Origin of the sequence: Mycoplana dimorpha, assembly GCF_003046475.1 — a bacterium.
Lineage (GTDB): Bacteria > Pseudomonadota > Alphaproteobacteria > Rhizobiales > Rhizobiaceae > Mycoplana > Mycoplana dimorpha.
Genome location: NZ_PZZZ01000003.1, coordinates 56,733 through 80,976, shown reverse-complemented (window position 1 = coordinate 80,976; position 24,244 = coordinate 56,733). Strand labels below are relative to the sequence as shown.

At 63.4% G+C, this 24,244-nt stretch carries 24 protein-coding genes; 14 read left to right on the top strand and 10 right to left on the bottom strand.

Features of this window, described 5'->3' with window-relative positions; all coding sequences use genetic code 11:
- Positions 1-6: 6 nt before the first annotated feature.
- Positions 7-507, top strand: a complete 501-nt coding sequence (gene lptE / locus C7449_RS07335; protein WP_245414313.1) for an LPS assembly lipoprotein LptE — start codon at positions 7-9, stop codon at positions 505-507.
- Between the two features lie 5 nt (positions 508-512).
- Positions 513-1,547, top strand: a complete 1,035-nt coding sequence (holA, locus tag C7449_RS07330) for a DNA polymerase III subunit delta (RefSeq protein ID WP_108002156.1) — start codon at positions 513-515, stop codon at positions 1,545-1,547.
- Between the two features lie 422 nt (positions 1,548-1,969).
- Here holA and C7449_RS07325 read toward each other — a convergent pair whose 3' ends face one another.
- From C7449_RS07325 to hemE, 8 genes are all read right to left on the bottom strand, one after another.
- Positions 1,970-2,866 (bottom strand): ParB/RepB/Spo0J family partition protein, encoded by an 897-nt coding sequence (locus C7449_RS07325; protein WP_108002155.1) that lies wholly within the window; start codon positions 2,864-2,866, stop codon positions 1,970-1,972.
- A gap of 20 nt (positions 2,867-2,886) precedes the next feature.
- Positions 2,887-3,681: a ParA family protein gene (locus C7449_RS07320; protein WP_108002154.1), complete on the bottom strand. Its 795-nt coding sequence runs from the start codon at positions 3,679-3,681 to the stop codon at positions 2,887-2,889.
- Positions 3,682-3,692: 11 nt separating this feature from the next.
- Positions 3,693-4,328 (bottom strand): 16S rRNA (guanine(527)-N(7))-methyltransferase RsmG, encoded by a 636-nt coding sequence (gene rsmG, locus C7449_RS07315; protein WP_108002153.1) that lies wholly within the window; start codon positions 4,326-4,328, stop codon positions 3,693-3,695.
- Positions 4,325-6,259 carry a tRNA uridine-5-carboxymethylaminomethyl(34) synthesis enzyme MnmG gene (gene mnmG, locus C7449_RS07310; protein WP_245414312.1) on the bottom strand — a complete coding sequence of 645 codons (1,935 nt, stop codon included), beginning with the start codon at positions 6,257-6,259 and terminating at the stop codon, positions 4,325-4,327. Before mnmG ends, rsmG begins: the two co-directional genes overlap by 4 nt.
- Positions 6,260-6,301: 42 nt before the next feature.
- A complete protein-coding gene (mnmE, locus tag C7449_RS07305; protein WP_108002151.1) occupies positions 6,302-7,627 on the bottom strand; it encodes a tRNA uridine-5-carboxymethylaminomethyl(34) synthesis GTPase MnmE in 1,326 nt (441 codons plus the stop codon).
- 200 nt (positions 7,628-7,827) lie between these two features.
- Positions 7,828-9,093: a transcription termination factor Rho gene (rho, locus tag C7449_RS07300; protein ID WP_108002150.1), complete on the bottom strand. Its 1,266-nt coding sequence runs from the start codon at positions 9,091-9,093 to the stop codon at positions 7,828-7,830.
- Between the two features lie 281 nt (positions 9,094-9,374).
- A complete protein-coding gene (gene hemJ / locus C7449_RS07295; RefSeq protein WP_108002149.1) occupies positions 9,375-9,914 on the bottom strand; it encodes a protoporphyrinogen oxidase HemJ in 540 nt (179 codons plus the stop codon).
- A complete protein-coding gene (gene hemE / locus C7449_RS07290) occupies positions 9,911-10,945 on the bottom strand; it encodes a uroporphyrinogen decarboxylase (RefSeq protein WP_108002148.1) in 1,035 nt (344 codons plus the stop codon). Before hemE ends, hemJ begins: the two co-directional genes overlap by 4 nt.
- Before the next feature lie 403 nt (positions 10,946-11,348).
- Between hemE and C7449_RS07285 the strand changes: the two genes are divergently transcribed.
- The 5 genes from C7449_RS07285 to dnaQ are packed head-to-tail and all read left to right on the top strand — an operon-like array spanning position 11,349 to position 14,962.
- Positions 11,349-12,170 carry a pyruvate, water dikinase regulatory protein gene (locus C7449_RS07285; protein ID WP_108002647.1) on the top strand — a complete coding sequence of 274 codons (822 nt, stop codon included), beginning with the start codon at positions 11,349-11,351 and terminating at the stop codon, positions 12,168-12,170.
- 28 nt (positions 12,171-12,198) lie between these two features.
- Positions 12,199-12,795: a Maf-like protein gene (locus C7449_RS07280; RefSeq protein ID WP_108002147.1), complete on the top strand. Its 597-nt coding sequence runs from the start codon at positions 12,199-12,201 to the stop codon at positions 12,793-12,795.
- Positions 12,788-13,648 (top strand): shikimate dehydrogenase, encoded by an 861-nt coding sequence (locus tag C7449_RS07275; protein WP_108002146.1) that lies wholly within the window; start codon positions 12,788-12,790, stop codon positions 13,646-13,648. Before C7449_RS07280 ends, C7449_RS07275 begins: the two co-directional genes overlap by 8 nt.
- Positions 13,645-14,244 carry a dephospho-CoA kinase gene (gene coaE, locus C7449_RS07270; RefSeq protein WP_245414311.1) on the top strand — a complete coding sequence of 200 codons (600 nt, stop codon included), beginning with the start codon at positions 13,645-13,647 and terminating at the stop codon, positions 14,242-14,244. Before C7449_RS07275 ends, coaE begins: the two co-directional genes overlap by 4 nt.
- Positions 14,237-14,962 carry a DNA polymerase III subunit epsilon gene (gene dnaQ / locus C7449_RS07265; protein ID WP_245414310.1) on the top strand — a complete coding sequence of 242 codons (726 nt, stop codon included), beginning with the start codon at positions 14,237-14,239 and terminating at the stop codon, positions 14,960-14,962. Before coaE ends, dnaQ begins: the two co-directional genes overlap by 8 nt.
- A 57-nt stretch (positions 14,963-15,019) precedes the next feature.
- On the opposite strand, the gene secB is transcribed toward dnaQ, so the two are convergent.
- Together secB and C7449_RS07255 are read right to left on the bottom strand one after the other, a co-directional pair.
- Positions 15,020-15,508 carry a protein-export chaperone SecB gene (gene secB, locus C7449_RS07260; RefSeq protein ID WP_108002144.1) on the bottom strand — a complete coding sequence of 163 codons (489 nt, stop codon included), beginning with the start codon at positions 15,506-15,508 and terminating at the stop codon, positions 15,020-15,022.
- A gap of 97 nt (positions 15,509-15,605) precedes the next feature.
- Entirely contained in the window at positions 15,606-16,064 is a 459-nt protein-coding gene (locus C7449_RS07255; protein WP_108002143.1) for an FxsA family protein, read from the bottom strand.
- A 188-nt stretch (positions 16,065-16,252) separates the two neighbouring features.
- On the opposite strand from C7449_RS07255, the gene C7449_RS07250 reads away from it, so the two are divergent.
- The 7 genes from C7449_RS07250 to C7449_RS07220 all read left to right on the top strand — a co-directional run bounded on the left by C7449_RS07250 (position 16,253) and on the right by C7449_RS07220 (position 24,097).
- Positions 16,253-16,957, top strand: a complete 705-nt coding sequence (locus tag C7449_RS07250; protein ID WP_108002142.1) for a Tim44/TimA family putative adaptor protein — start codon at positions 16,253-16,255, stop codon at positions 16,955-16,957.
- Between the two features lie 11 nt (positions 16,958-16,968).
- Positions 16,969-18,084 carry a murein transglycosylase A gene (gene mltA, locus C7449_RS07245; RefSeq protein ID WP_108002141.1) on the top strand — a complete coding sequence of 372 codons (1,116 nt, stop codon included), beginning with the start codon at positions 16,969-16,971 and terminating at the stop codon, positions 18,082-18,084.
- A complete protein-coding gene (locus C7449_RS07240) occupies positions 18,071-18,640 on the top strand; it encodes a Smr/MutS family protein (protein ID WP_108002140.1) in 570 nt (189 codons plus the stop codon). The genes mltA and C7449_RS07240 overlap by 14 nt, the downstream gene beginning before the upstream one ends.
- Positions 18,637-19,017 (top strand): helix-turn-helix domain-containing protein, encoded by a 381-nt coding sequence (locus C7449_RS07235; RefSeq protein WP_108002139.1) that lies wholly within the window; start codon positions 18,637-18,639, stop codon positions 19,015-19,017. Before C7449_RS07240 ends, C7449_RS07235 begins: the two co-directional genes overlap by 4 nt.
- A 134-nt stretch (positions 19,018-19,151) precedes the next feature.
- Positions 19,152-21,587 carry a DNA topoisomerase (ATP-hydrolyzing) subunit B gene (gyrB, locus tag C7449_RS07230; protein ID WP_108002138.1) on the top strand — a complete coding sequence of 812 codons (2,436 nt, stop codon included), beginning with the start codon at positions 19,152-19,154 and terminating at the stop codon, positions 21,585-21,587.
- Positions 21,588-21,762: 175 nt separating this feature from the next.
- Complete coding sequence (gabD, locus tag C7449_RS07225) at positions 21,763-23,217, top strand: NADP-dependent succinate-semialdehyde dehydrogenase (protein WP_108002137.1); 1,455 nt, start codon at positions 21,763-21,765, stop codon at positions 23,215-23,217.
- A gap of 76 nt (positions 23,218-23,293) precedes the next feature.
- Positions 23,294-24,097, top strand: coding sequence for an aldolase/citrate lyase family protein (locus tag C7449_RS07220; protein WP_108002136.1), 804 nt, complete (start codon positions 23,294-23,296; stop codon positions 24,095-24,097).
- Positions 24,098-24,244 lie beyond the last annotated feature (147 nt).

The following is a 24,244-nucleotide window of genomic DNA, read 5'->3' as shown; positions in this document are numbered from 1 at the left end:
TCGCGCATGAGGAAGCTGGCCGCAACGGCATTTGGAATGATTGCTCTGGGACTTGTAGCCGGATGTCAGGCTCGCCCGCTTTACTCAACCGGTTCCAACACCGAGTCTGCGGCAGCTTCCGTATCGATTTCGGAGGCTGATAGCCGGGTCGAGCAAAGGGTCCGCAACGAACTGGTCTTCCTGTTGGGTGGTGGCCGCGGCGAACCGGCCGACGCAGCTTACAACATGGAAATGAATGTCCGGTCGCGCGCCACCGGCGTTCTGCTCCGCTCCTCGGACGACGTGGCCCGCGCCGGCCGGATCGTTATGACGGCCGATTACAATCTTGCCCTCGCGGAATCCGGCGAAACACTCCGCTCCGGCAGGCGGCAGGTGGTGGCCCTCGTTGACTTCCCGACCCAGGAGTTTGCGAAGCTGCGCGCGATCCGTGATGCCGAGAACAGGGCGGCGCGCGAACTGGCGGAGCTTATCAGTGCCGACGTGGCTGCCGCACTAGCGCAACGTTAGCTTCCATGGCCGAGATCAAGTCACACGAGTTCGAGGCCTTCCTGCAGAGGGCCCCGCGTTCGGGTGGCATCTTCCTGGTCTACGGGCCGGATCGCGGCCTCGTCTCGGAACGGGCGGCGCAGCTGGCCCGTCAGACGGGAGTTCCGCTCGATGACGCATTCTCTGTACTGAAGATCGCGGCCACCGAGCTCAACGGCCAACCGGGCCGCCTGCTCGACGAGATGAATGCGATCGGCCTGTTTGGCGGCGACCGTCTGGTCTGGATCAAAGACGCTGCCAACGAGCGACCGTTGCTGGACGCCATTGGGATCCTCGACAAGGAGCCGCCGCGCGGCGTGACCTTGCTAATCGAGGCTGGCGATCTGAAGAAGGGCGCCGGCTTGCGCAAGGCGGTGGAGGGGGCACGTGGCGCCATCGCGATTCCCTGTTACCCCGACGACAGCCGCGCCTTGAGCGCGCTTGTCGACAAGGAACTGGAAGCCGCGGGTCTTCGCATCGTCCCGGCGGCCCGGCAGCGATTGATGGACCTGATCGGCGGCGACCGCATTGCCTCGCGCAACGAGATCCGCAAGCTGGCCCTCTATTGCAACGGCCGCGTGGTGGTCGAGGAGGAAGACGTACTGGCGGCGATCGGCGATGCGAGCGCCATATCTGTCGATGACGCCGTGGACGCCATCTTGAAGGGTGAGCAGGCCGCATTCCTGAACGCCATGCAGAAGATCATGAGCTCGAAAACGCCGGTCTTTCTCGTTCTGCAGTCTTGCCTCAGGCAATTCCAGTTGCTGGATTTGATGCGCGCCGAAATGGATGAAAAGCGAATGGCCGCCGCTCAGGTGCTAGGAACGCTCGGCCGTCACCTGCATTTCCGGCGCAAACCGGTCATCGAACAAGCGCTGAAAACCTGGCAGCTGCCGGCCATCCGCCGCGAAACGGCCAGGCTTCAATCGGCAATCCTGCAAAGCCGTGAACGGCCTGCTCTCGAAGGTACCATTGCCATGCAGACCCTGCTTGGCACGGTGCTCCAGTCGGCGCGCCGCTGACCGACCGCAACTGCGATGATTCCACCGGCAGCGGTGCATGTATCTCAACAAGGTCTGAGACAATGACCGTGGCAAATTCGAGGCTGCCAGGCAGGCAGCGCTATCAATACCGAAATGGCTGACAAGCGCCGAGGGCCGGTCAGGTCTTTGGAACGCTCGGCCGCCACCTCCATTTCAGGCGCAGACCGGTCATCGAACAAGCGCTGAAAACCCGGCAGCTGCCGGCCATCCGCCGCGAAACGGCCAGGCTTCGGCATCCTGCAAAGCCGTGAACGGCCTGCTCTCGAAGGTACCATTGCCGTGCAAACTCCGCTTGACACCGCAGCTGCAGTCATGGAATCCGGCTAACATTGCGTCAGCAACGAAGGCCCGTGGGAGATTCGAGACTGCCGGCTGGCAGCGCTATTACCTCGGCGTCCCGCTTAACGCCGCTCCAGAAGCCGGCATATTTCTTCGAGTTGGTCGAGCGTCTTGTAGTTGATACGCAAGTAGCCGCCACCGGATTTGTGGTTGACGGTCACATCCAGACCAAGGCTGTCGGAGAGCGTACGCTCGAGCGCCAGCGTATCGGCATCCTTCTCGTCCCTGTGCACCGGCTTGCGGCCGTGCTCCGGATCGGTCTGCGCCTTGATATCGTTCTGTGCCAGCCGCTCTGCGTCACGCACCGAAAGTCCCTTGGCGACGATCGTCTTCGCCAAGCTGGTGGGATCGGAGGTCGGAACGAGGGCACGCGCATGGCCGGCGGACAGCGTCCCCGAAGCCAGCATGTCGCGGACCGGCTCAGGCAGCTTCAGCAGCCGCAGGCTGTTTGCAACATGACTGCGGCTCTTGCCGATGATCTCGCCGAGGTCGTTCTGCGTATAGCCGTGCTCGGCAATCAGCTGCTCGTAGCCCAGCGCCTCTTCAAGCGGATTGAGGTCCGACCGTTGCACGTTCTCGACGATGGCGATCTCGAGCGCGGTGCGGTCGTCGACATCGCGGACAATCACCGGTATCTCCACGAAGCCGGCGAGCTGTGCCGCTCGCCAGCGCCGCTCGCCGGCGATGATCTCGTAGCGCTCATTGGCGATGGTGCGCACGACAACCGGCTGGACGATGCCATGCTGGCGAATGGAAGCGGCCAGGTCCTGCAGCTCGGCTTCGTCGAAGTAACGGCGCGGGTTGCGCGGGTTGCGCCCCACGAACTCGATCGGCACCAGCCGGTCGGCATTGACGGCGGCCGGTGCTGGCGTATCCGCGGTCACCATCGGCCGATCCATCTCGCCGATCAGGGCTGCCAGGCCACGGCCGAGACGCCGCTTGGAATTGTCGTCGCTCATGATCACCACTTCCGGTTAGCTTATGCTGCCTTGCGCTGGCGTTCGCGCTGGATCACCTCCGAAGCGAGCTGCAGATAGGCCTGGCTTCCAGCGCATTTCAGATCGTAAAGGATAGCCGGCTTTCCGTAGGACGGCGCTTCGGAGACCCGGACATTTCGAGGAATGAGCGTGTGGTACACCTTCTCGCCAAGATGAGTCCGGACGTCATTGACGACCTGCAGCGCCAGATTGTTGCGCGAATCATACATCGTCAGCACGATACCCTGGATATCCAGCGACGGATTGACGGTCCGGCGGATCTGGTCGACCGTTTCAAGCAGCTGGCTCAATCCCTCGAGGGCGAAGAACTCGCATTGCAACGGTACCAAAACGGAATGCGCCGCCGTCATCGCGTTCATCGTCAGCAGGTTGAACGACGGCGGGCAATCAACGAGAATGTAGGAATAGGCTGCCGCATCATCCGCAAAAAGTGCGCGCCGCAGCCGGAAGACACGGTCACTTGCGCCGGCGATCTCCATCTCGATGCCGAGAAGATCCATGGTCGACGGGAGGATGGCCAGATTCGGCACCGCTGTGGGTTGAACGATCTCGGAAATGCCGTGTGTCCCCATCAGAAGATCGTAGGACGAGAGCTTGCGGTCGCGGCGCTCGATGCCGAGGCCGGTGCTAGCGTTTCCCTGCGGATCGAGATCAACGATTAGAACGCTCTCGCCGATCGCCGCCAAGGCCGTCGCCAGGTTGATGGCTGTGGTGGTCTTGCCAACCCCGCCTTTCTGGTTCGCTATGGTGATGATCCGGTTGGATAGGCTTGCCATGGGGTCCGCCGTCACTGATTGATCCGGGAAAGATTCGCTATCTCCAGCACGACAGAATCGCGCTCTACGACACTGTCGTGTTGTACCAGATCGAAACTCCAGCGGCCAATCGCTTTGTCCACTTCAGCCTGGTAATCCCGGCCTTTGTGGAAGAAGCCCCGGCAGTGCGGGTTGCTTTTCATCCAGGGTTCACTGAATCCGAACAACGTCGGCAGATCCGCCAGCGCCCGCGCCGATATGGCGTCGCACTGCGGCACGACGGACGCCGCCGTTTCGATCCGAATCGGATGCACGCTTGCCCGGGCGCCGGTCTCACCGATCGCCGTCCGCAGAAAGGCGGCCTTCTTATTGTTGCTCTCGATGAGATGCACCCAGCCGCCGCTCGTCTCGTGCAACAGGATGGCGGTGATCATGCCGGGAAAGCCACCACCGCTGCCGAGATCGACCCATCGGACCGGATGGGGATGAAGCTGGAAGATCTGGGCGCTGTCGCGGATGTGGCGTTCGCCGAAATCATCGAGCGTCGATGGCGCCACCAGGTTGATCGAGCGGGCCCACTTGTCGAAGAGCGCCACAAACCGCTGCAGGCGCTCATTGGTTTCACGTGAAACAGCCAGCTGATCGAACGATGGATCCGTAGCCCTCATTCTGCAGCGCTCCGTCTGGCGCCGTTCTGGCTTTCCATTTCGGTTCGGCGCAACGCGGTGAGCAACAGCGAGATCGCCGCCGGGGTCATTCCGTCAATGCGAGCGGCTTGGGCGACATTGGCCGGCCGATCGCGCGTCAGCTTCTGACGAAGCTCGTTCGACAGACCGGGCAAGGCCTCGAATGAAAAATCAGCGGGGATGGCGCGTTCCTCCTCACGGCGAACCTCGGCTATGTCGGCGGCCTGCCGATCCATATAGACCGCGTACGCCGCCTCGATCTCCAGCGCCTCGCGGCTGCGCCGCGATGCGTTCTCCAGTTCGGGCCAGATGGCGGCGAGGGACGCGATCGAGTGCTCCGGATAGGAGAGCAGCTCGTAGGAGCTCCGCCGCTGGCCATCCTGGTTGAGGCGCAATCCGTGCTGCGCCGCCTGGCTTGGCGTAATCGTTAGGCTTTTGGCCAGTTCACGATGACGGTTGAGCTCGCGCTGCCAATCCTGAAACTTCTGGCGCCGCTCCCAGCCGGCGATGCCCAGCTCGATCGCAACGGGAGTGAGGCGCATGTCGGCGTTGTCGGCCCGCAGCGACAGACGGTACTCCGCTCGCGAGGTGAACATCCGATAAGGTTCGGCGACCCCGCGTGAGGTCAGGTCGTCGATCATCACGCCGATGTAGCTTTGGGTCCGGCTGAAGTGATACGGCGCCTGGCCACCCACTTTGCGCGCGGCGTTCAGGCCGGCGACGAGCCCCTGCGCCGCCGCTTCCTCATAGCCGGTGGTGCCGTTGATCTGGCCCGCGAGGAACAGCCCGCGCATCTTCGCTACCTCCAATGCCGGCGAAAGCTCGCGCGGATCGACATGGTCATACTCGATGGCATAGCCGGGCTGCAGAATCTCGACACGCTCCAGCCCGGGAATGGTGCGGATGAACTCCGCCTGGACTGTGGCGGGCAGGGAGGTGGAAATGCCGTTCGGGTAGACGATGTCATCGTCCAGCCCCTCGGGCTCGAGGAAGATCTGGTGGCCGTCGCGCTCGCCGAAGCGGACGATCTTGTCCTCGATGGACGGGCAATAACGCGGTCCAACCCCTTTGATCTGCCCGGAGTACATGGCCGATTGCCCGATGTTCTCCTCAATGATCCGGTGGGTTGTTGGGGTGGTGCGCGTGACACCACACTCGACTTGCGGATTGGTGATGCGGTCGGTCAGAAACGAGAACGGCACGGGGTCGGCATCGGCAGCCTGCCGCCCGATTGCCGCCCAGTCGATGCTTTTACTGGAAAGCCGCGCCGGCGTGCCGGTCTTGAGGCGCCCGAGACGCAAGCCAAGGCGGCCCAGCGTGTCCGACAGGCCCTCGGAGGGGCGCTCACCCATCCGGCCGGCCGGCATGGTCTCATCGCCAATGTGGATCAGCCCGCGCAGGAACGTGCCGGTCGTCAGAACGACGGCTGCGCAAGCGATGCGACGCCCGTCGGCGGTAATGACCGCCTTGATCTGCCCGTCTGCGGCATCGATGTCGAAGGCGTCGCCCTCGATCACGTCGAGGCCGGCAATCGCGGCGATCTCCGCCTGCATCGCCTCGCGATAGAGCTTCCGGTCGGCCTGGGTGCGTGGACCGCGCACGGCCGGGCCCTTGCGGCGATTGAGCAGCCGAAACTGGATTCCTGCGCGGTCGGCAATACGCCCCATCAGTCCGTCCAGAGCGTCGATCTCCCGGACCAGATGCCCCTTTCCCAGCCCGCCGATGGCGGGATTGCAGGACATAACGCCGACCGTCTGCCGTGAATGGGTGAGGAGCAGGGTCCTGGCGCCCGCCCGTGCCGCCACAGCGGCGGCCTCGCAACCGGCATGTCCGCCACCAATCACCACTACATCATAATTCATGTCTACCCTGCCTCTTGATCGGGGCCGATTGAATCGTTTCACGTGAAACATTAGCGCAGACTCGCCTGCGTTGCAGTCTCTGTTTCACGTGAATCACTTGCCGATGCAGAACTCCGAAAAGACGATGTCCAGCAAGTTCTCGACGTCTACCTGCCCGGTGATCCGGCCAATGGCGTGCGCGGCTCTCCGCAGGCTTTCGGCCTGCAGTTCCAACTCATCCCCGGGCAGCCGAAGCGCTTCGTCGATCGCATGGAGCGCCGTCCGCAGCGCCTCATTGTGCCGCTCGCGCGACGGCACGGCAAAGGCAGTCGCCTCCGACAGTTGCGGCAGATGTGCCCGGATCCGGTCGAGCAGCTCGTTCATTCCGGCACCCGTCTTCGTGGAGATCGCGAGTGCGTCCGGAGTGCTGCTAATATCGCCAAGCAGGTCTGCTTTGGTGACAACCCGGATGACCGGCGCAGCGCCGTTCGGCATTGGCACGCTCGGTACTCGGACCTCGGCGCCATCCTGCAGTGCCAGGACGAGATCCGCATTGGCTACGGCGGTTCTGGCGCGCCGGATTCCTTCTTGTTCGACGAGTTCGGCCGTGTCGCGAATGCCGGCCGTATCGAGGATCCGGACGGCGAATCCATCCAGATCGAGATCCACCGAAACGATATCCCTGGTCGTTCCGGGTATGTCGGTGACGATGGCGACGTCGCGCCTGGCCAAATAGTTAAGCAGGCTTGACTTCCCGACATTCGGAGGACCGGTAATTACCACGGTCAGACCATCCCGGATGATTTCGCCAGCCCTTGCTCCTTGCAAATGGCACTCGATCTCGTCGATGACAGCATGGAGGTCGGCGCGGATCGTCTGGCCGATGGCACCCGGCACGTCCTCCTCGTCAGCAAAATCCAGCTCGGCTTCGATCATTGCCCGGGCGTGGGTCAGGCGACGCGTCCAATTCTCGTAAAGCTCGGAGACGCCGCCGGCGGCGTGCTCCAGGGCAAGCCGGCGCTGCATCTCGGTCTGGGCAGCCACAATGTCTGCCAATCCTTCAATTTCAACGAGGTCGAGCTTGCCATTGTGGAATGCGCGGCGGCTGAACTCGCCGGCCTCCGCCGCCCGCAGACCTGGCAATGATGCAAGTGCCTGCAGAACCGCCCTGACCGTCGCCCTGCCGCCGTGGATATGCAGTTCCGCCGTGTCCTCGCCTGTGAACGATGCCGGCCCGGGGAAGAAAATCACCAATCCCTGATCCAGAAAGGAACCGTTTCGGTCTCGAATCGAACGAAGGGTTGCGAGCCTCGGCGGCGGCAAGCCACCGGACATGGTCACCAGCGTCTCGCGGCAGCCCGGCCCACTGATGCGGATCACAGCCACGCCGGAGGGGAGTCCGCCGCTGGATAGCGCGAAAATGGTGTCAGTGCCGACCATTTGAGATCACGGATGCCAAGGGGGACAATAGGGCGTGGCGCGTCCCGATGGACCCGCCGCTCGCAAGCCGGTCCGATACACCATGTGCCTCGAAAGGTCCAGCCATTGTGCGTCCCTAACTCGCACGGGAGGCGGGGGTATCGCAGGCGCCGGCAAAGCGCCTGCAGTCTTCCAGATTTGAATCCGGCTATGAATCCGGATCAGGTATTCATCGAATCGAAGAAATCACCGTTGTTCTTCGTCTGCTTCAACTTGTCGATCAGGAACTCGATCGCATCGGTTGTGCCCATGGGCGCAAGGATGCGCCGCAGGACGAAGATCTTCTGCAGGTCCTGCCGCGGCACCAGCAGATCCTCCTTGCGGGTGCCGGACTTGAGAATGTCCATTGCCGGGAAGATGCGCTTGTCGGCCACCTTGCGGTCGAGCACGATTTCGGAGTTGCCGGTGCCCTTGAACTCTTCGAAGATCACCTCGTCCATGCGGCTGCCGGTGTCGATCAGCGCGGTGGCGATGATCGTCAGCGAACCGCCCTCTTCGATGTTGCGAGCGGCGCCGAAGAAGCGCTTCGGCCGCTGCAGCGCGTTGGCATCGACGCCGCCGGTAAGGACCTTGCCGGAGGAGGGAACGACGGTGTTGTAGGCGCGGCCGAGGCGGGTGATCGAGTCGAGCAGGATCACCACGTCGCGACCGTGCTCGACCAGACGCTTGGCCTTTTCGATGACCATTTCAGCCACTTGAACGTGCCGGGTTGCCGGCTCGTCGAAAGTAGACGAGACAACTTCGCCCTTCACGGAGCGCTGCATGTCCGTCACTTCCTCCGGCCGCTCATCGATCAGCAGGACGATGAGATAGCATTCCGGGTGATTGGCGGTGATCGAGTGGGCAATGTTCTGGAGGAGAACCGTCTTACCGGTACGCGGCGGTGCGACGATCAGCCCGCGCTGTCCCTTGCCGAGCGGCGCGACGAGATCGATGACGCGTGGCGACAGGTCCTTGGAGGTCGGGACCTCGAGTTCCATCTTGAACCGCTCGTTGGGATAGAGCGGCGTCAGGTTGTCGAAGTGGACCTTATGGCGAATCTTCTCCGGGTCGTCGAAATTGATCGTGTTGACCTTCAGCAGCGCGAAATAGCGTTCGCCCTCTTTCGGGCCGCGGATCGGTCCCTCGACCGTATCGCCAGTCTTCAGCGAGAAGCGCCGGATCTGGGAAGGCGAGATGTAGATGTCATCGGGTCCCGGCAGATAGTTGGCGTTCGCCGAACGCAGGAAGCCGAAGCCGTCCTGAAGCACTTCGACGACACCCTCGCCGATGATTTCGGTGTCCTGGGCGGCAAGCATCTTCAGGATCGCGAACATCAGCTCCTGCTTGCGCATTGTGCTGGCGTTTTCGACTTCGAGCGACTCGGCAAAAGCAAGCAGATCGGTCGGCGTCTTGTTCTTCAGTTCTTGTAGCTTCATTTCAGCCATGAAGGGGGACCATGCGTGATTTTAGGATGGAAAACTGGCGTGCGGGTCGAGACCGAACTGCGGAGGGGTGCAGTTCACAAAGCGGATACACATGCCACGAAAGATGAGATGAGATGGGCGGAAAATAGCCGTTCATATGACACCCCGCAAGTCCCTTGCGAAATTTCCAGTCAGGTTTCTGCCAATCGGCTACGTGCGATCCCTGAACGAGTAGCGCTTGGGAGCAAACCTTGCACGGCAGGAGCACCACGGTCCGGTTGGTCGCTTGTCACGGATGTGCCCTAGAATGGCTTCACCACGACAAGCACGACGATCGCCACCATCAGCAGGGCGGGCAGTTCATTGAGGGCGCGCCAGCGCCGCGCGCTGATGCGGTTGTCGTCGCGCTGGAAGGCGGCGACCGCACGGCCAAAGAAGCTATGCACCGCCGTCAGAAGCAGCACGAGAGCGAGCTTTGCGTGCAGCCAGCCACCGGAAAAACCATAGACCGACCAGGCGAGATAGAGCCCGAGCGCCCAGCTCAGCATCATCGCCGGATTCATGATCACGCGGTAGAGGCGCCCCTCCATCGTCTTGAAAGTTTGATCCATCTGCGATCCGGGGGGGGCGTCCGTGTGATAGATGAACAGCCGCGGCAGGTAGAGCAGCCCGGCCATCCAGGAGATCACGGCGACGATGTGGAGCGCCTTGACCCAGAGATAGAGGCTCTCCGGAGGAAAGGCGACCAGCGCCGCGGCTATCAGAGCGAACAAGCCGAGCACTGTGACGGCGCGCAGCGCGGCGCGACGGCCGACAGCGCCTTCCGTCTGGCGGGTGCTCATCGCGACGATCCCCTGACCCGGTTTACCAGTTCCGCGACGTTTGCGGGGTCGGCTTGCGGGGTGATGCCATGGCCGAGGTTGAAGATCAGTGGGCCGTTACCAAGCGCCTGCAGGATCGCATCCACGCCGTCCCTGAGCGCTGCCCCGCCGGCGACGACGCGCTGGGGATCGAGGTTGCCCTGCACCGGCCCGTCCTTCTGCAGATCGGCTGCAAACGACAGCGGAACAGTCCAGTCGAGTCCGATCGCATCGGCATCCGTACCCTGCCGGTAATCCTTCAGCAGCATTCCAGCACCCTTGGCAAAGGCGATGATCCTGGCATTCGGCCGCTGCGCCCGGACGAGATCGATGATGCGGCGGACCGGCTTGACCGCATAGGCCGCGAACTCGGGCTCACCGAGCACACCCGCCCAGGAATCGAAGATCTGCACGGCATCGGCACCGGCATCGATCTGGGCGACCAGATACTCGGCGGATTTCTCGGCCAGGATGTCGAGCAGGGCGGCAAATGCCTTCGGCTCCCGGTAGGCGAACAGCCGGGTCGGCGCCTGGTCCGGCGTGCCATGCCCGGCAATCATGTAGGTGGCGACCGTCCAGGGTGCACCGCAGAAGCCGAGCAACGCCGTTTCGGACGGCAGTTCGCGGCGCAGACGGCGAACGGTCTCGATCACCGGCTCCAGATGCTCCATCACGGGCATGGGTGAGAGCGATGGAATCTCGTCAACGCTCAAGGGCTGCATCCGAGGACCATGCCCCTCATCGAAGCGAACCTGCCGCTTCAGGGCATCGGGAATCACCAGGATGTCGGAGAACAGGATCGCCGCGTCGAAACCGTAACGCCGGATCGGCTGCAGGGTGACCTCGACCGCATGTTCGGGCGAATAGCACAGATCCAGAAAGCTGCCGGCTTTTGCCCGGGTCTCACGATATTCCGGCAGATATCGTCCTGCCTGCCGCATCAGCCAGATCGGAGGCGGGAAGACGGTGTTGCCGTTCAGCACATCGACGATCTTTCGCGTTCCGCTCGCCACCGGTGCGGTACTCCCTCTAACAAAGAAATCTATATTGAAGAGGTTTCTATTTCTTAGAGTCGGTGACTATCAAGGATTAAATCCCGTCCACACCTGGTCCGCCGCCGCCGGAATCGGCAAAGGCTGGAGCAGAAGATCGCTCCGAAACAGCCGAATTTGTGAATAACGAAGAAAACGATTGCGATTCAGTGTGTTGCGCCATGGCCCGTTTTGAACAGCCTGTGGACAGATTCTGAAACTGCGTGACACTATGCCGCCCGCTTCCATTTTTCCACAACCCCGGCGAAAGGCCGTCCGCCGAAATCCGATTTGTGGAAAAACTGGCGGTTTTCCCCGGCCGGCCGCCCCCGGGCTGATGACCGGCAGTTTTGTCCCGCTCTATCAACAGCCCACGGAGGATCATGTGGAGAACCACAAAAACTACTTCCATCTGCATCTGATCTCCGATTCGACCGGCGAAACGCTAATCGCCGCAGGACGGGCTGCGGCCGCGCAGTTCCAGGCCTCGCAGGCCCTCGAGCACGTCTATCCGCTCGTGCGCAACCGCAAGCAGCTCGCGCCGGTTCTCGATGCGATCGATGCCGCTCCCGGCATCGTGCTCTACACGATCGTCGACCGGGAACTCTCCGCCGCCATCGACCAGCGCTGCCGCGAGATGGGACTGCCGTGCGTTTCGGTGCTTGAGCCGATCATCGATGTCTTTCAATCCTATCTGGGGGCGACATCGCGGCGACGGGTCGGTGCCCAGCACGTAATGGACGCCGAATATTTCGCCCGCATCGAAGCGCTGAATTTCACCATGGACCACGACGACGGACAGTTGCCGGCGGACCTGGAAGAGGCCGACGTGATCCTGGTCGGCATCAGCCGTACCTCGAAGACGCCGACCAGTATCTATCTCGCCAATCGCGGCATAAAGACCGCCAACATCCCGATCGTGCTCGGCGTCCCTCTGCCGGAGCGCCTGTCGCAGGTGTCGCGGCCGCTGGTTGTCGGCCTGATCGCCACCACCGACCGGATCGCTCAAGTCCGGGAAAACCGGGTTCTCGGGTCGGCGAAGGATTTCCACGGCGAGGACTACACCGACAGGGCGCAGATCGCCGAGGAGCTCAAATATGCCCGTTCGGTCTGCGCCCGTCACAACTGGCCGATCATCGACGTAACCCGGCGATCGATCGAGGAGACGGCGGCGGCAATTGTTGCCCTGAGACCGAAGCTCCGCTAAGCCCGATGGACGAAGAAGGCATTCATCCATGACCCGACCGCTGATTCTTGCCTCGCAAAGTCCGTTTCGCCGCATGCTGATGAAGAATGCGGGATTGGTCTTCGAGGCGATCGCCGCCGCCATCGACGAGCGCGCAATCGAGCAGGAACTCGACGACGCCGCCTCGCCATCGGAGATCGCGCTGCACCTGGCCGAAGCAAAGGCACAGGAGGTGGCCGCCCGGTATCCCGAACACCTTGTGATAGGATCCGATCAGACGCTTTCCCTCGACGATCGGATTTTCCACAAGCCGCGCGACATGGCCGACGCGCGCGAGCACCTGCGCGCCCTGTCGGGACGTACGCATGCGCTCAACAGCGCGGTCGCGATCTGCCATGGCGGCGAAACCAGATGGCGCCACGTCTCAACGGCGCTGTTGACGATGCGGTCGTTGTCGGACGCCTTCATCGATCGCCACTTGGCCCGGGTCGGCGAGCGGGCCCTCGGCAGCGTCGGCGCCTATCAGCTCGAAGGTGAGGGGATCCAGTTGTTCGAGAGGATTGAGGGCGACTACTTCACCATCATCGGCCTGCCGATGCTCCCCCTTCTCGGCCAACTGCGCGCCATGGGTACGATCGATGCATGATTCACGTGAAACATTTGTTAACCATGCGTTTGTCGTCGGTCACCCGATCCGGCATTCGCGCTCGCCGCTGATCCACGGCTACTGGCTAGACCAGCTTGGCATTGCCGGCAGCTACACGCGCCAGGACGTGGCGCCGCAGGCGTTTCCTGCGTTCATCGCCGCACTCAGGGACAAGCACCCCAAGTTCGTCGGCGGCAACGTGACGATTCCGCACAAGGAAGCAGCCTTTAGGCTGGCGGACCGGCCCGATGCGCTTAGCGAGGAACTCGGTGCGTCCAACACGCTCTGGGTCGAGGACGGTCTGATCCACGCCACCAACACCGACGGCCGCGGCTTTGTCGCCAACCTCGACGAGCATGCGCCGGGCTGGGAGCGGGCCGACCGCGCCGTCGTGCTCGGCGCCGGCGGAGCGAGCCGCGCGGTGCTGCAGGCGCTCGGCGATCGCGGCCTTGCCGAGATCCACGTCGTGAACCGCACCGTCGCCCGCGCCCGCGAACTGGCGGACCGGTTCGGTGCGAGGATCCACGCCCACGGCATGGACGCACTTGCCGAGGTGATGCAGGGTGCCGGGCTTTTCGTCAACACGACGTCGCTCGGCATGGCCGGCGAGGCGGCGCCGGAACTGGACTTCAGTGGATTGGCAAGCGGCGCGATCGTCACCGACATCGTCTATGTGCCGCTGAAGACGCCCTTCCTTCAGCAGGCCGAGCAACAGGGTTTTGCGACCGTCGACGGGCTCGGCATGCTGCTGCACCAGGCGGTGCCGGGTTTCGAAAAATGGTTTGGCCGGCGGCCGCAGGTCGATGCGGCCCTCCGTCAGCGCATCATCGACGACATGGAGCACCACGCATGATCGTCGTCGGACTGACCGGATCGATCGGGACCGGCAAGTCGACCACGGCGGCGATGTTCCGCGAGTTGGGCGTTCCGGTGCACGATGCCGATGCTACTGTCCATGACCTCTATCGCGCCGAAGCCGTCGAACCGGTCGGGCAGGCATTTCCGGGTGTTGTCATCGACTGTGTCGTCGACCGCAAGGCGCTCGCGGCGGAACTCTCGGCGCGGCCTGAGGGCTTTGCGCGGCTCGAGGCCATCATTCATCCGCTGGTCCGGGGCAGGGAGGTCGCTTTCCTCGATGCGCAACGAGCCGCCGGGGCACCCTACGTTGTCCTCGACATTCCCTTGCTGTTCGAGACCGGAGGGGAAAAACGGGTCGACAAGATCGTCGTTGTCAGCTGCGCGCCGGAAACCCAGCGTCAGCGCGTGCTGGCAAGACCGGGCATGACCGACGAGAAGTTCACGATGCTGCTGTCGCGACAGCTCCCCGATGCAGAGAAGCGCGCCAGAGCGGATTTTGTGGTCAACACCGACGGTGGGCTTGAAGAAGCGCGCGAACAGGTGGCACAGATCGTCGAGGCCCTTAACAAGGAAATCAGCGGCGATGCGTGAGATCATCTTCGACACGGAAACGACCGGTCTCGACAACCGGCTCGACCGGATCATCGAGATCGGCGGCATCGAGCTCGAGAACCACTTTCCGACCGGCCGGACCTTCCACGTCTACATCAATCCAGGTGACCGCAAGGTACATCCGGACGCCCTTGCGGTGCACGGCATTTCCGACGAGTTCCTGAAGGACAAGCCGGTCTTTGCCGAGATCGTTGAGGAATTGCAGGTCTTTTTCGGCGACGCCCGGTGGGTCGCGCATAACGCCACCTTCGACATGGGCTTCATCAACGCGGAGTTCGAGCGCCTCGGCATCCCGCCGGTTCCGGCCGAGCGGGTTACGGATACGCTGGCGCTGGCGCGCCGCAAGCACCCGATGGGCCCGAACTCGCTCGATGCGCTCTGCCGCCGCTATGGCATCGACAACTCGCATCGCACCAAGCACGGCGCCCTGCTCGACTCCGAACTGCTCGCCGAAGTCTATATCGAGATGATCGGCGGGCGGCAGGCCGCGCTGGGGCTGGGCATTGCCGAGCGGCGTGATGCGCTTGAAGCGGCCGATGGCGAGGAGATCGTGCTGCCGATCGGTCGTCGCCCAAGACCGCTGCCGGACCGGATCAGTCCCGCAGAACTCGCGGCGCATGCGGCCATGGTCGAGAAGATCGGCGCCAAGGCGATCTGGCTCGAATACCGGCAGCAGGAAGCAGAAGCATCGTCCTGAAATGCAAACGCCCGGCGGAGCCGGGCGTAGGCGATCCAGGATGACGGATCAGACCGATCAGTTCGGCGTGGTCGTGGCAACCTTCGCCTTCAACTGCTCCTCGGCCATCCGCTGCTGGAACATGTGGGCGAAATCGATCGGGTCGATCATCAGCGGCGGGAAGCCGCCGTTGCGGGTCGCATCGGCGATGATCTGGCGGGCGAAGGGAAACAGCAGCCGCGGGCATTCGATGAACAGCACCGGCAGCATGTGCTCCTGCGGGAAGCCCGAGATGCGGAAGACCCCGCCGTAAGCCAGTTCGGCGTTGAACAGGACCTTGGTGTCGTCCTTGGCTTCGGCATTCAGCGACAAAATAACGTCGAACTCGGTTTCCGACAGCGGGTTGGCGTTGACGTTGACATTGATGTTGATCGACGGGGCCTTGTCACGCGCCTGCAGCGAGCGCGGGGCGCCGGGGTTCTCAAAGGAAAGATCCTTCACATACTGGGCCAGGATGTTGATGGACGGGCTGGCCGCGCTGTTGGCGGATTGGTTGTCGGTTGCCATGATCTTTCCTCGGGACGTAAAAAGGTGGGCAGCGGTCTAGCACTTCGACAATGGGCTTACAACCCTGCGGCACTCCGGCGGCCAGCCCCTTCGCGCCTCAGCGACGGTTATCGCGACTGAAATCGTCGGCGTCCAGATCGATGGTCCGCGGCGTCGAAGGAGGCGGATAATCCGGTCTCGCGGCGGCATCGAGGTCAACGACGACGAAGCGGCTGGCCAGCCGGGCTGCCAGCATCCGACGGACGAACGGCAGCAGCAGGACCAGGGCGAGCACGTCGGTTACGAAACCGGGCACGATCAGCAGCAGGCCGGCAAGGAGTACCATCGCGGTATCGAGAAAGCGCTCGGCAGGCAGTTCCCGTGAAAACGACCTTCGCCGCAGCCCGGCAAGGGCCTGAAAGCCCTGTCTCCGCAGGATCGCCATCCCCACCACCGCCGATATGATGACGAGCAGCAGCGTAGGCCCGAGGCCGATGAGCCGTCCCACCACGACGAACCCGGCGATTTCCAGGAGCGGAAGCGAAAGAGCGAAAAGGGCGACGATCGATTTCATCATTGGGACTGGGTGGCCGTGTTTGGCGCGTTGCGGCGCTGTAAAAGTACAACTCCTTGTCCTGCTTTCCGCTGCAGGGTCAAGGAGAACGCGCCCAATCGCACAAACGCTGCCGCGGACCTTTGAAGAATGGACGTTTGCGGCTTATATGGGGATCAAGATGAAAAGGTGAACGGTGGTTCCGGATCGATATGGGCTCATTCGACTTTATAACGGTTTTCTTCCTTGTGGCGGCGGTGGTGATCTTTCTGCAGCTCCGCAACGTTCTTGGCCGGCGCACGGGGAATGAGAAGCCGCCCTTCGATCCATACTCGCGCCGTGAGTCTGCCGAAACGCTTCCGAAGCCCGATGGCAGCAAGGTCGTCACCCTGCCGCGCCGCGACGGCGCGGAGGCGGAGGAAGGCGCGTATGCCGAGGTCGATGCGCTCGTTACCGCCGGCAACCCGCTCAACCAGTCGCTCCGCCGCGTCGTCGATGCCGATCCTTCCTTCAACCCGAAGGAGTTCATCAACGGTGCCAAGCTCGCCTACGAGATGGTCGTCGTCGCCTTTGCCGACGGTGACCGCAAGACCCTGAAGAACCTTTTGTCCCGCGACGTCTATGAAGGCTTCGATGCGGCCATTTCGGAGCGCGAAAGCAAGGGCGAGGTCGTCAAGTCGAACTTCGTCGGGATCGAGAAGGCAGACATCCTCTCGGCCGAGGTTAAGGACCATGAGGTCAACATCACCATTCGCATCGTCAGCCAGCTGATCTCCGCCACCTACGACAAGGCCGGCAGCCTGATCGATGGCGACGCGGAATCGGTCGCGGAAGTCAACGACGTCTGGACGTTCGCACGCGATATCCGCTCACGCGATCCCAACTGGAAGCTGATCGCCACCGAATCGGAAGGCTGATCGGAACAACCATGGACTTCCGCCTGACCCCGGTCGCTTTCTCGGATCTGCCCGGATGGACGGAAGACGACCCGACGCCACTGCTGGAGCCGATGCGGCGTTGCCGCGACCATATCCTCGGCACCAAGCCCTACCGCACCGGATCGCTCGGCATCACCGCCCAAGACCTGCTGCCGGAACTTGCGGCGGCGGGTTCTTTCGCGCCGTCGGACACAGCCGCGGCGCGGGCCTTCTTCGAGGCCAGGTTCCAGCCCTTTCTGATTGCGGCGGCCGACGGCGGGCAAGGCATCGTCACGGCCTATTACGAGCCGGAGGTCGAGGTTCGGGCGACGCCGGACAACGCGTTTCGCTTTCCCTTCCATCGCCGGCCCCAAGATCTCGTCGACATCGACGACACCAACAGGCCGGAAGGCTTTGATCCCTATCTAGCGTTCGGGCGACAACGGGAAAGCGGGATCGAGGAGTATCCCGACCGTGCTGCGATCGACCGTGGTCTGCTCGCCGGGCAGGGGCTTGAAATCGCCTACGCGCGCTCCAAGGTGGATGTGTTTTTCATTCACATCCAGGGTGCCGCCCGATTGCTCTATCCGGACGGCACGGTGCGGCGCATTACCTACGCGGCCAAGACCGGGCACCGCTTCTCGCCGATCGGCAGGCTCCTGATCGACCGCGGGGAGATTGATGCGGCCACGGTCTCCATGGCCTCGATCCGCTACTGGCTCGCCCGCCACCCGGACCGAGTCGACGAGGTGCTCTGGCATAATCGATCCTATATTTTCTTCCGCGATGCACCGGTGGAGGATCATCGACTCGGACCGGTGGCGGCCGCCAAGGTGCCGATCGTGGCGGGACGGTCGCTGGCCGTCGACCGTCTGATCCATACCTTTGGCACGCCGTTCTTTATCCGCAGCGAGAGCCTGACCCATCTTGACGGCGGAAGACCCTTCGCCCGGACCATGCTGGCGCTCGACACCGGTTCTGCGATCGTCGGACCGGCGCGTGGCGATATCTTTACCGGCTCCGGCGATGCGGCCGGCGATCTTGCCGGAAACGTCCGCAACCCCGCTGATTTCTATGTCTTCGTGCCGAAGACGGCCGCACAGAGACTTGGCCATGGCAAAGCATAAGCCGCTCAGCGTCGAGGATCGCATTCTCTGGGGCAAGGTTGCCAGGAGCGCACGGGCTCTGCCGGGCCGGCTCGAGGACCTCGAGGCGGCCGAGGCGCTGACCATGCCGGACGAGAAGCCGGCAGCGGCGCCAACCGCACCCGCATCGGGTCGACAGCCGGCGAGCGATGCAGGAATCCGGCTAACCGCCGGCGCCCCATCCCGCGATGGGCGGCATAATCCGCTGGAGCGGCCGGTCAAGCGCAAGATCGCCAAGGGGCGGCTGGCGCTCGAGGCTCGGATCGATCTTCACGGGATGGTCCAGAGCGAAGCGCACGGGTTTCTGCTCGACTTTATCCTGAATGCCCATGCCCGCGGACTTCGGCATGTCCTGGTCATCACCGGCAAGGGCACGTCGTTCGGCAGCGACGGCGCTTTGAAACGGGCGGTTCCGCTCTGGTTCTCGCTGCCGGAGTTCCGGCCGCTGATTTCCTCCTATGAAACCGCGGCCCGCAATCACGGCGGCGAGGGCGCGCTCTATGTCCGCCTCGCCCGCGTGAAAGGGGCCGAGCGATGACGACACCGTTCGGCGTCGCGGTGCGCCACCTGCGGGCAAGGAAGGGCGTGTCCCAGAAGGAAATGGCAGCGGCGTTGAACGTCTCTCCGGCCTATCTTTCGGCGCTGGAGCATGGCCGGCGCGGTACGCCAAGCTTCGACTTCCTGCAGCGCGTCGCCGGCTATTTCAACGTTATCTGGGACGAGGCTGAGGAGTTGTTCCGGATTGCAGGCATTTCCGATCCGCGCATCATCGTCGATACCGCCGGGCTGCCGCCGGAATACACCGCCTTCGCCAATCGCCTGGCCGTCGAAATCCGCGATCTGCCACCCGAGACGATCAGGCGGCTTGCCGGTATTCTTGAAAAGGCCTGCAATTCGCGGCGGAAAACGGGCTGATCCCCCGAATTCTGCCGCTATTGACCCCCACATGATTTGGAAAGCGGTGGCAAAATCCCTATATTTGCTTGACCGGTGAGCGGTGATTCGCCGTTTCCGTCCTCCTCCTCAGGAACCCTGGAAAGACACCCTTTATGACTGATACGCATGAGACCGAGACCGGCGGCGCGGCCGAGTATGGCGCGGATTCGATCAAGGTTCTGAAGGGCCTGGACGCGGTGCGCAAGCGGCCGGGGATGTATATCGGCGACACCGACGACGGTTCCGGCCTGCACCACATGATCTACGAGGTGGTCGACAACGCCATCGACGAAGCGCTGGCCGGGCATGCCGACCTCGTGACCGTGACCCTCAACGCCGACGGATCGGTCAGCGTGACGGACAACGGCCGCGGCATTCCGACCGACATCCACAAGGAGGAAGGGGTCTCCGCCGCCGAGGTCATCATGACCCAACTGCACGCCGGCGGAAAATTCGACCAGAACTCCTACAAGGTTTCCGGGGGACTGCACGGAGTCGGTGTGTCGGTCGTGAACGCGCTGTCCGTCATGCTCAGACTGAAGATCCGCCGCAGCGGCCACATCCACGAGATGAGCTTCACCCATGGCGTTGCCGACGGACCCCTGAGGATCACCGGCGACTGCGGCGATGAGACCGGCACCGAGGTGACCTTCCTGCCGAGCCCGGAGACGTTCTCCAACATCGAATTCAACTACCAGACGCTCGAGCACCGGCTGCGCGAACTCGCCTTCCTGAACTCGGGCGTGCGCATTCTGCTGACCGACCGCCGCCACTCCGACGTCAGGCAGGACGAGATGATGTATGACGGCGGCCTGGAGGCTTTCGTCCATTTTCTGGACCGTGCCAAGAAGCCGCTGGTGCCCAAGCCCATCGCCATCCGCGGCGAGCGCGACGGCATCACGGTCGAGGTGGCGATGTGGTGGAACGACAGCTACCATGAGAACGTGCTCTGCTTCACCAACAACATCCCGCAGCGCGATGGCGGAACCCATCTTGCCGGCTTCCGCGGTGCGCTGACGCGCCAGGTCGTATCCTACGGCGAGAGCTCGGGCATCCTGAAAAAGGAGAAGGTATCGCTGACCGGCGACGACTGTCGCGAAGGCCTGACCGCCGTCCTGTCGGTCAAGGTCCCCGATCCGAAGTTTTCGTCCCAGACGAAGGACAAGCTCGTGTCGTCCGAGGTCCGGCCGGTCGTGGAGAGCCTGGTCAACGAGGCGCTGAGCAATTGGCTGGAGGAGCACCCCTCGGAGGCCAAGGTGCTGGTCGGCAAGGTCGTCGAAGCCGCCGCTGCCCGCGAGGCGGCCCGCAAGGCGCGCGAACTGACGCGCCGCAAGGGTGCGCTCGACATTTCCTCGCTGCCCGGCAAGCTCGCCGACTGCTCGGAGCGCGATCCGGCAAAGTCCGAGGTCTTCCTCGTGGAGGGTGACTCGGCTGGCGGCTCGGCTAAGCAGGGCCGGTCGCGCGAGAACCAGGCGATCCTGCCGCTGCGCGGCAAGATTCTCAACGTCGAGCGTGCCCGCTTCGATAAGATGCTTTCGAGCCAGGAAATCGGCACGCTGATCACCGCGCTCGGTACCTCGATCGGCAAGGACGAGTTCAATCCCGAGAAGCTGCGCTACCACAAGATCATCATCATGACGGACGCCGACGTCGATGGCGCGCATATCCGCACGCTGCTTCTGACCTTCTTCTTCCGGCAGATGCCGGAGTTGATCGAGCGCGGCCACCTCTATATCGCCCAGCCGCCACTCTACAAGGTATCGCGCGGGAAGTCGTCCCAGTACCTGAAGGACGAGAAGGCGCTGGACGAGTATCTGATCACCGCGGGCCTCGAGGATGCGGCGCTGGAACTCGGTTCGGGCGAGGTGCGCGCCGGCCAGGACATGCGCGAGGTCATCCAGGACGCGATGCGCCTGCGCTCGCTGCTCGACGGCCTGCACTCCCGGTACAATCGTGGGATCGTTGAGCAGGCGGCAATTTGCGGCGCACTGAACCTCGAACTAAGCCACAACCGCGAAGACTATGCCGAGATGGCCGAACAGGTGGCGCGCCGCCTGGACCTGATCGCCGAAGAGACCGAGCGTGGTTGGACAGGCACCGTGGCCACCGATGGGGGGCTGAAGTTCGAGCGGATGGTGCGCGGCGTCAAGGAGTTTGCCCATCTCGACATGGCGCTGATCGGCTCATCGGACGCCCGTTACATCGACCAGATGTCGGAGCGCCTCAAGGACATCTACGCGATCCCGCCGACGCTGAAGCGCAAGGAAAGCCAAGCCGAGATCAGCGGCCCTCGGGCGCTGCTCGACGCGGTTTTTGCCGCTGGCCGCAAGGGCCTCAACCTGCAGCGTTACAAGGGCCTTGGAGAAATGAACGCCGAGCAACTCTGGGAGACGACGCTCGACCCGAACGTTCGCTCGTTGCTGCAGGTGCGGGTGTCCGACGCGACGGACGCCGACGGTCTATTTTCGCGCCTCATGGGCGACGAGGTCGAGCCGCGGCGCGAGTTCATCCAGGACAACGCCCTGAACGTGGCGAACCTCGACATCTGATTCCGGCTGCGGCTCGCGGTGGTTGCTGCCCGGGATAGCTCGCGCGGACCGGGACGGCCGTCGGCCGTTCAACGCAGTGGCCGGTCTATGCGTTATTTCACCTGCAGCGACATTGTCGGCCCGGCTGCAAAGGGCCTATAAACGCTGCGGACGATATGCATCAGGAGACCACAGCATGAGCCTCAAAGACCCGACCCTTTTACGCCAGGCAGCCCTTGTCGGCGGACGCTGGATAGAGGCAGACCCTGAAACCGCGATCGCGGTGAAGAATCCGGCCACCGGCGAACTGGTGGGCTATGTGCCTAAGCTCGGCGCCGCCGAAACGAAGGAAGCGATCGCCGCTGCGGAGAAGGCACAGAAGGACTGGGCTGGCCGCACCGCCAAGGAGCGCTCGACGGTCCTGCGCAAATGGTTCGAACTGATGATGGCCAATCAGGACGACCTCGGCCGGATCCTGACGATGGAGCAGGGCAAGCCGCTCGCCGAAGCCAAGGGTGAGATCGCCTACGGCGCGAGCTTCATCGAGTGGTTCGCCGAAGAAGCACGCCGTGTCTATGGCGACATCATGCCGGGACACCAGAAGGACAAGCGCATTCTGGTCATGAAGCAGCCGATCGGCGTCGTCGCGGCGATCACCCCCTGGAACTTCCCGAACGCCATGATCACCCGCAAGGCCGGTCCGGCCTTCGCCGCAGGCTGCGCCATGGTATTGAAGCCGGCCTCGCAGACGCCGTTCTCGGCGATCGCCATAGCCCTTCTCGCCGAGCGAGCCGGCCTGCCCGCTGGGCTGTTCAGCGTCATCACCGGCTCGGCCGCGGCAATCGGCGCGGAGATGACCGCGAACCCCACCGTGCGGAAGCTCACCTTTACCGGCTCGACCGAGATCGGTGCCGAGCTCTACCGGCAGAGCGCGCCGACCATCAAGAAGCTCGGCCTTGAGCTCGGCGGCAACGCGCCCTTTATCGTCTTCGACGATGCCGATCTCGATGCCGCCGTCGAAGGCGCGCTGATCGCGAAGTTCCGCAACAACGGCCAGACCTGCGTCTGTGCCAACCGGATCTACGCGCAGGACGGCATCTATGATGCGTTCGCCGAAAAGCTCGCCGCCGCGGTCGGCAAGCTCAAGACCGGCAACGGCTTCGACGAGGGCGTGATCCTCGGGCCGCTGATCGACAGCGCCGCGCTCGCAAAGGTCGAGGAGCACGTCTCCGATGCCGTGGCCAAGGGCGGCCGCGTCGTCCAGGGTGGCAAGCGCCACGCGCTCGGCGGCACCTTCTACGAGGCGACGGTGATTGCCGACGTCACGCCGGAGATGGCAGTTGCCCGCGAGGAGACCTTCGGCCCGGTCGCGCCGCTGTTCCGGTTCACGGACGAGGCCGACGTCATTGCTCAGGCGAACGACACCGAATTCGGTCTCGCTTCCTATTTCTATGCGAAGGATCTCGCCCGCGTCTTCCGCGTCGCCGAAGCGCTGGAATACGGCATGGTCGGGGTCAACACCGGCCTGATCTCGACGGCCGAGGCGCCATTCGGCGGCGTCAAGCTATCCGGCCTCGGCCGCGAGGGCTCGAAGTATGGCATCGAGGAGTTCACCGAGATCAAGTATGTCTGCCTCGGCGGCATCGCCTGAACGATAGCGATCCCTCACCGGCCGGGAGAACCGGCCGGTGCATTTTCTTTACGTCATTGCACCGAGGATTAGCGCGATGCCCGCCCCGAAGAACCATTTCAAGGCCGCCCTGCGGGAGGGCCGATTTCAGCTCGGCATGTGGGTGGCGCTCGGCAGCGCCTATGCCGCCGAGATCGCGGCGGGAAGCGGCTACGACTGGCTGCTGATCGACGGTGAGCACGGACCGAATGACGTGCCGTTGATCGGGGCGCAGCTCGGCGCCCTTCGCGGCAGTGTAAGTCACCCGATCGTCCGGCCGCCGATGGGCGAGGCCTGGCTCCTGAAGCAGCTGCTGGACCTCGGCGCGCAGACGTTTCTCATTCCGATGGTGGAGACCGTCGAGCAGGCACGCGCGCTGGTGCGGGCCGTGCGCTATCCGCCGGCCGGCATCCGCGGCGTCGGCGCGGCGCTCGGCCGGGCAACGAACTTCAACCGCATCCCGGATTACCTGGAGACCGCCGACGACGAGATCTGTCTTCTGCTCCAGATCGAGAGCCGCGCCGGGCTGGCGGCGCTGGACGAGATTGCAGCGGTGGAAGGAGTTGATGGAATCTTCATCGGGCCGTCCGATCTCGCAGCGGACATGGGCTATCTCGGCAGGCCTTCGGCAGGGCCGGTGCGGGAAGCGATCAGCGATGCCTTTGCCCGAACGCATGCGCACGGCAAGGCGCGCGGAATCATGACGCTGGCCCTCGACCAGGCGCACGAATACCGCGCCATGGGTGCCGATTTCATGGCGATTGGCACCGACGTCACCAGCCTTTCGGCGGCACTGGACGGATTGCGACGCGATTTTCTGGGTGAAGCCCCGTCTTCGAACAAACGGGGTGGGGGGTACTAGGCCACCGGGCCGAACATTCGTCGTATCTAGCCCAAACGGCTCCAGCAGCGTTTCGCGCGTCGGCGCTATATCTTCTGTGCCCATGCGTCATGGGCACGAGCGCAGCACTTGGCCGACTGTCATGACAAGCGCCCACACAATAGCCGT

Bases quoted from the DNA above. Each gene is read 5' to 3' on its own strand.
- lptE (WP_245414313.1), top strand. From the start codon at position 7: ATGAGGAAGCTGGCCGCAACGGCATTTGGAATGATTGCTCTGGGACTT.
- holA (WP_108002156.1), top strand. From the start codon at position 513: ATGGCCGAGATCAAGTCACACGAGTTCGAGGCCTTCCTGCAGAGGGCC.
- C7449_RS07325 (WP_108002155.1), bottom strand. From the start codon at position 2,866: ATGAGCGACGACAATTCCAAGCGGCGTCTCGGCCGTGGCCTGGCAGCC.
- C7449_RS07320 (WP_108002154.1), bottom strand. From the start codon at position 3,681: ATGGCAAGCCTATCCAACCGGATCATCACCATAGCGAACCAGAAAGGC.
- rsmG (WP_108002153.1), bottom strand. From the start codon at position 4,328: ATGAGGGCTACGGATCCATCGTTCGATCAGCTGGCTGTTTCACGTGAA.
- mnmG (WP_245414312.1), bottom strand. From the start codon at position 6,259: ATGTTTCACGTGAAACGATTCAATCGGCCCCGATCAAGAGGCAGGGTA.
- mnmE (WP_108002151.1), bottom strand. From the start codon at position 7,627: ATGGTCGGCACTGACACCATTTTCGCGCTATCCAGCGGCGGACTCCCC.
- rho (WP_108002150.1), bottom strand. From the start codon at position 9,093: ATGGCTGAAATGAAGCTACAAGAACTGAAGAACAAGACGCCGACCGAT.
- hemJ (WP_108002149.1), bottom strand. From the start codon at position 9,914: ATGAGCACCCGCCAGACGGAAGGCGCTGTCGGCCGTCGCGCCGCGCTG.
- C7449_RS07280 (WP_108002147.1), top strand. From the start codon at position 12,199: ATGACCCGACCGCTGATTCTTGCCTCGCAAAGTCCGTTTCGCCGCATG.
- C7449_RS07275 (WP_108002146.1), top strand. From the start codon at position 12,788: ATGCATGATTCACGTGAAACATTTGTTAACCATGCGTTTGTCGTCGGT.
- coaE (WP_245414311.1), top strand. From the start codon at position 13,645: ATGATCGTCGTCGGACTGACCGGATCGATCGGGACCGGCAAGTCGACC.
- dnaQ (WP_245414310.1), top strand. From the start codon at position 14,237: ATGCGTGAGATCATCTTCGACACGGAAACGACCGGTCTCGACAACCGG.
- secB (WP_108002144.1), bottom strand. From the start codon at position 15,508: ATGGCAACCGACAACCAATCCGCCAACAGCGCGGCCAGCCCGTCCATC.
- C7449_RS07255 (WP_108002143.1), bottom strand. From the start codon at position 16,064: ATGATGAAATCGATCGTCGCCCTTTTCGCTCTTTCGCTTCCGCTCCTG.
- C7449_RS07250 (WP_108002142.1), top strand. From the start codon at position 16,253: ATGGGCTCATTCGACTTTATAACGGTTTTCTTCCTTGTGGCGGCGGTG.
- mltA (WP_108002141.1), top strand. From the start codon at position 16,969: ATGGACTTCCGCCTGACCCCGGTCGCTTTCTCGGATCTGCCCGGATGG.
- C7449_RS07240 (WP_108002140.1), top strand. From the start codon at position 18,071: ATGGCAAAGCATAAGCCGCTCAGCGTCGAGGATCGCATTCTCTGGGGC.
- C7449_RS07235 (WP_108002139.1), top strand. From the start codon at position 18,637: ATGACGACACCGTTCGGCGTCGCGGTGCGCCACCTGCGGGCAAGGAAG.
- gyrB (WP_108002138.1), top strand. From the start codon at position 19,152: ATGACTGATACGCATGAGACCGAGACCGGCGGCGCGGCCGAGTATGGC.
- gabD (WP_108002137.1), top strand. From the start codon at position 21,763: ATGAGCCTCAAAGACCCGACCCTTTTACGCCAGGCAGCCCTTGTCGGC.
- C7449_RS07220 (WP_108002136.1), top strand. From the start codon at position 23,294: ATGCCCGCCCCGAAGAACCATTTCAAGGCCGCCCTGCGGGAGGGCCGA.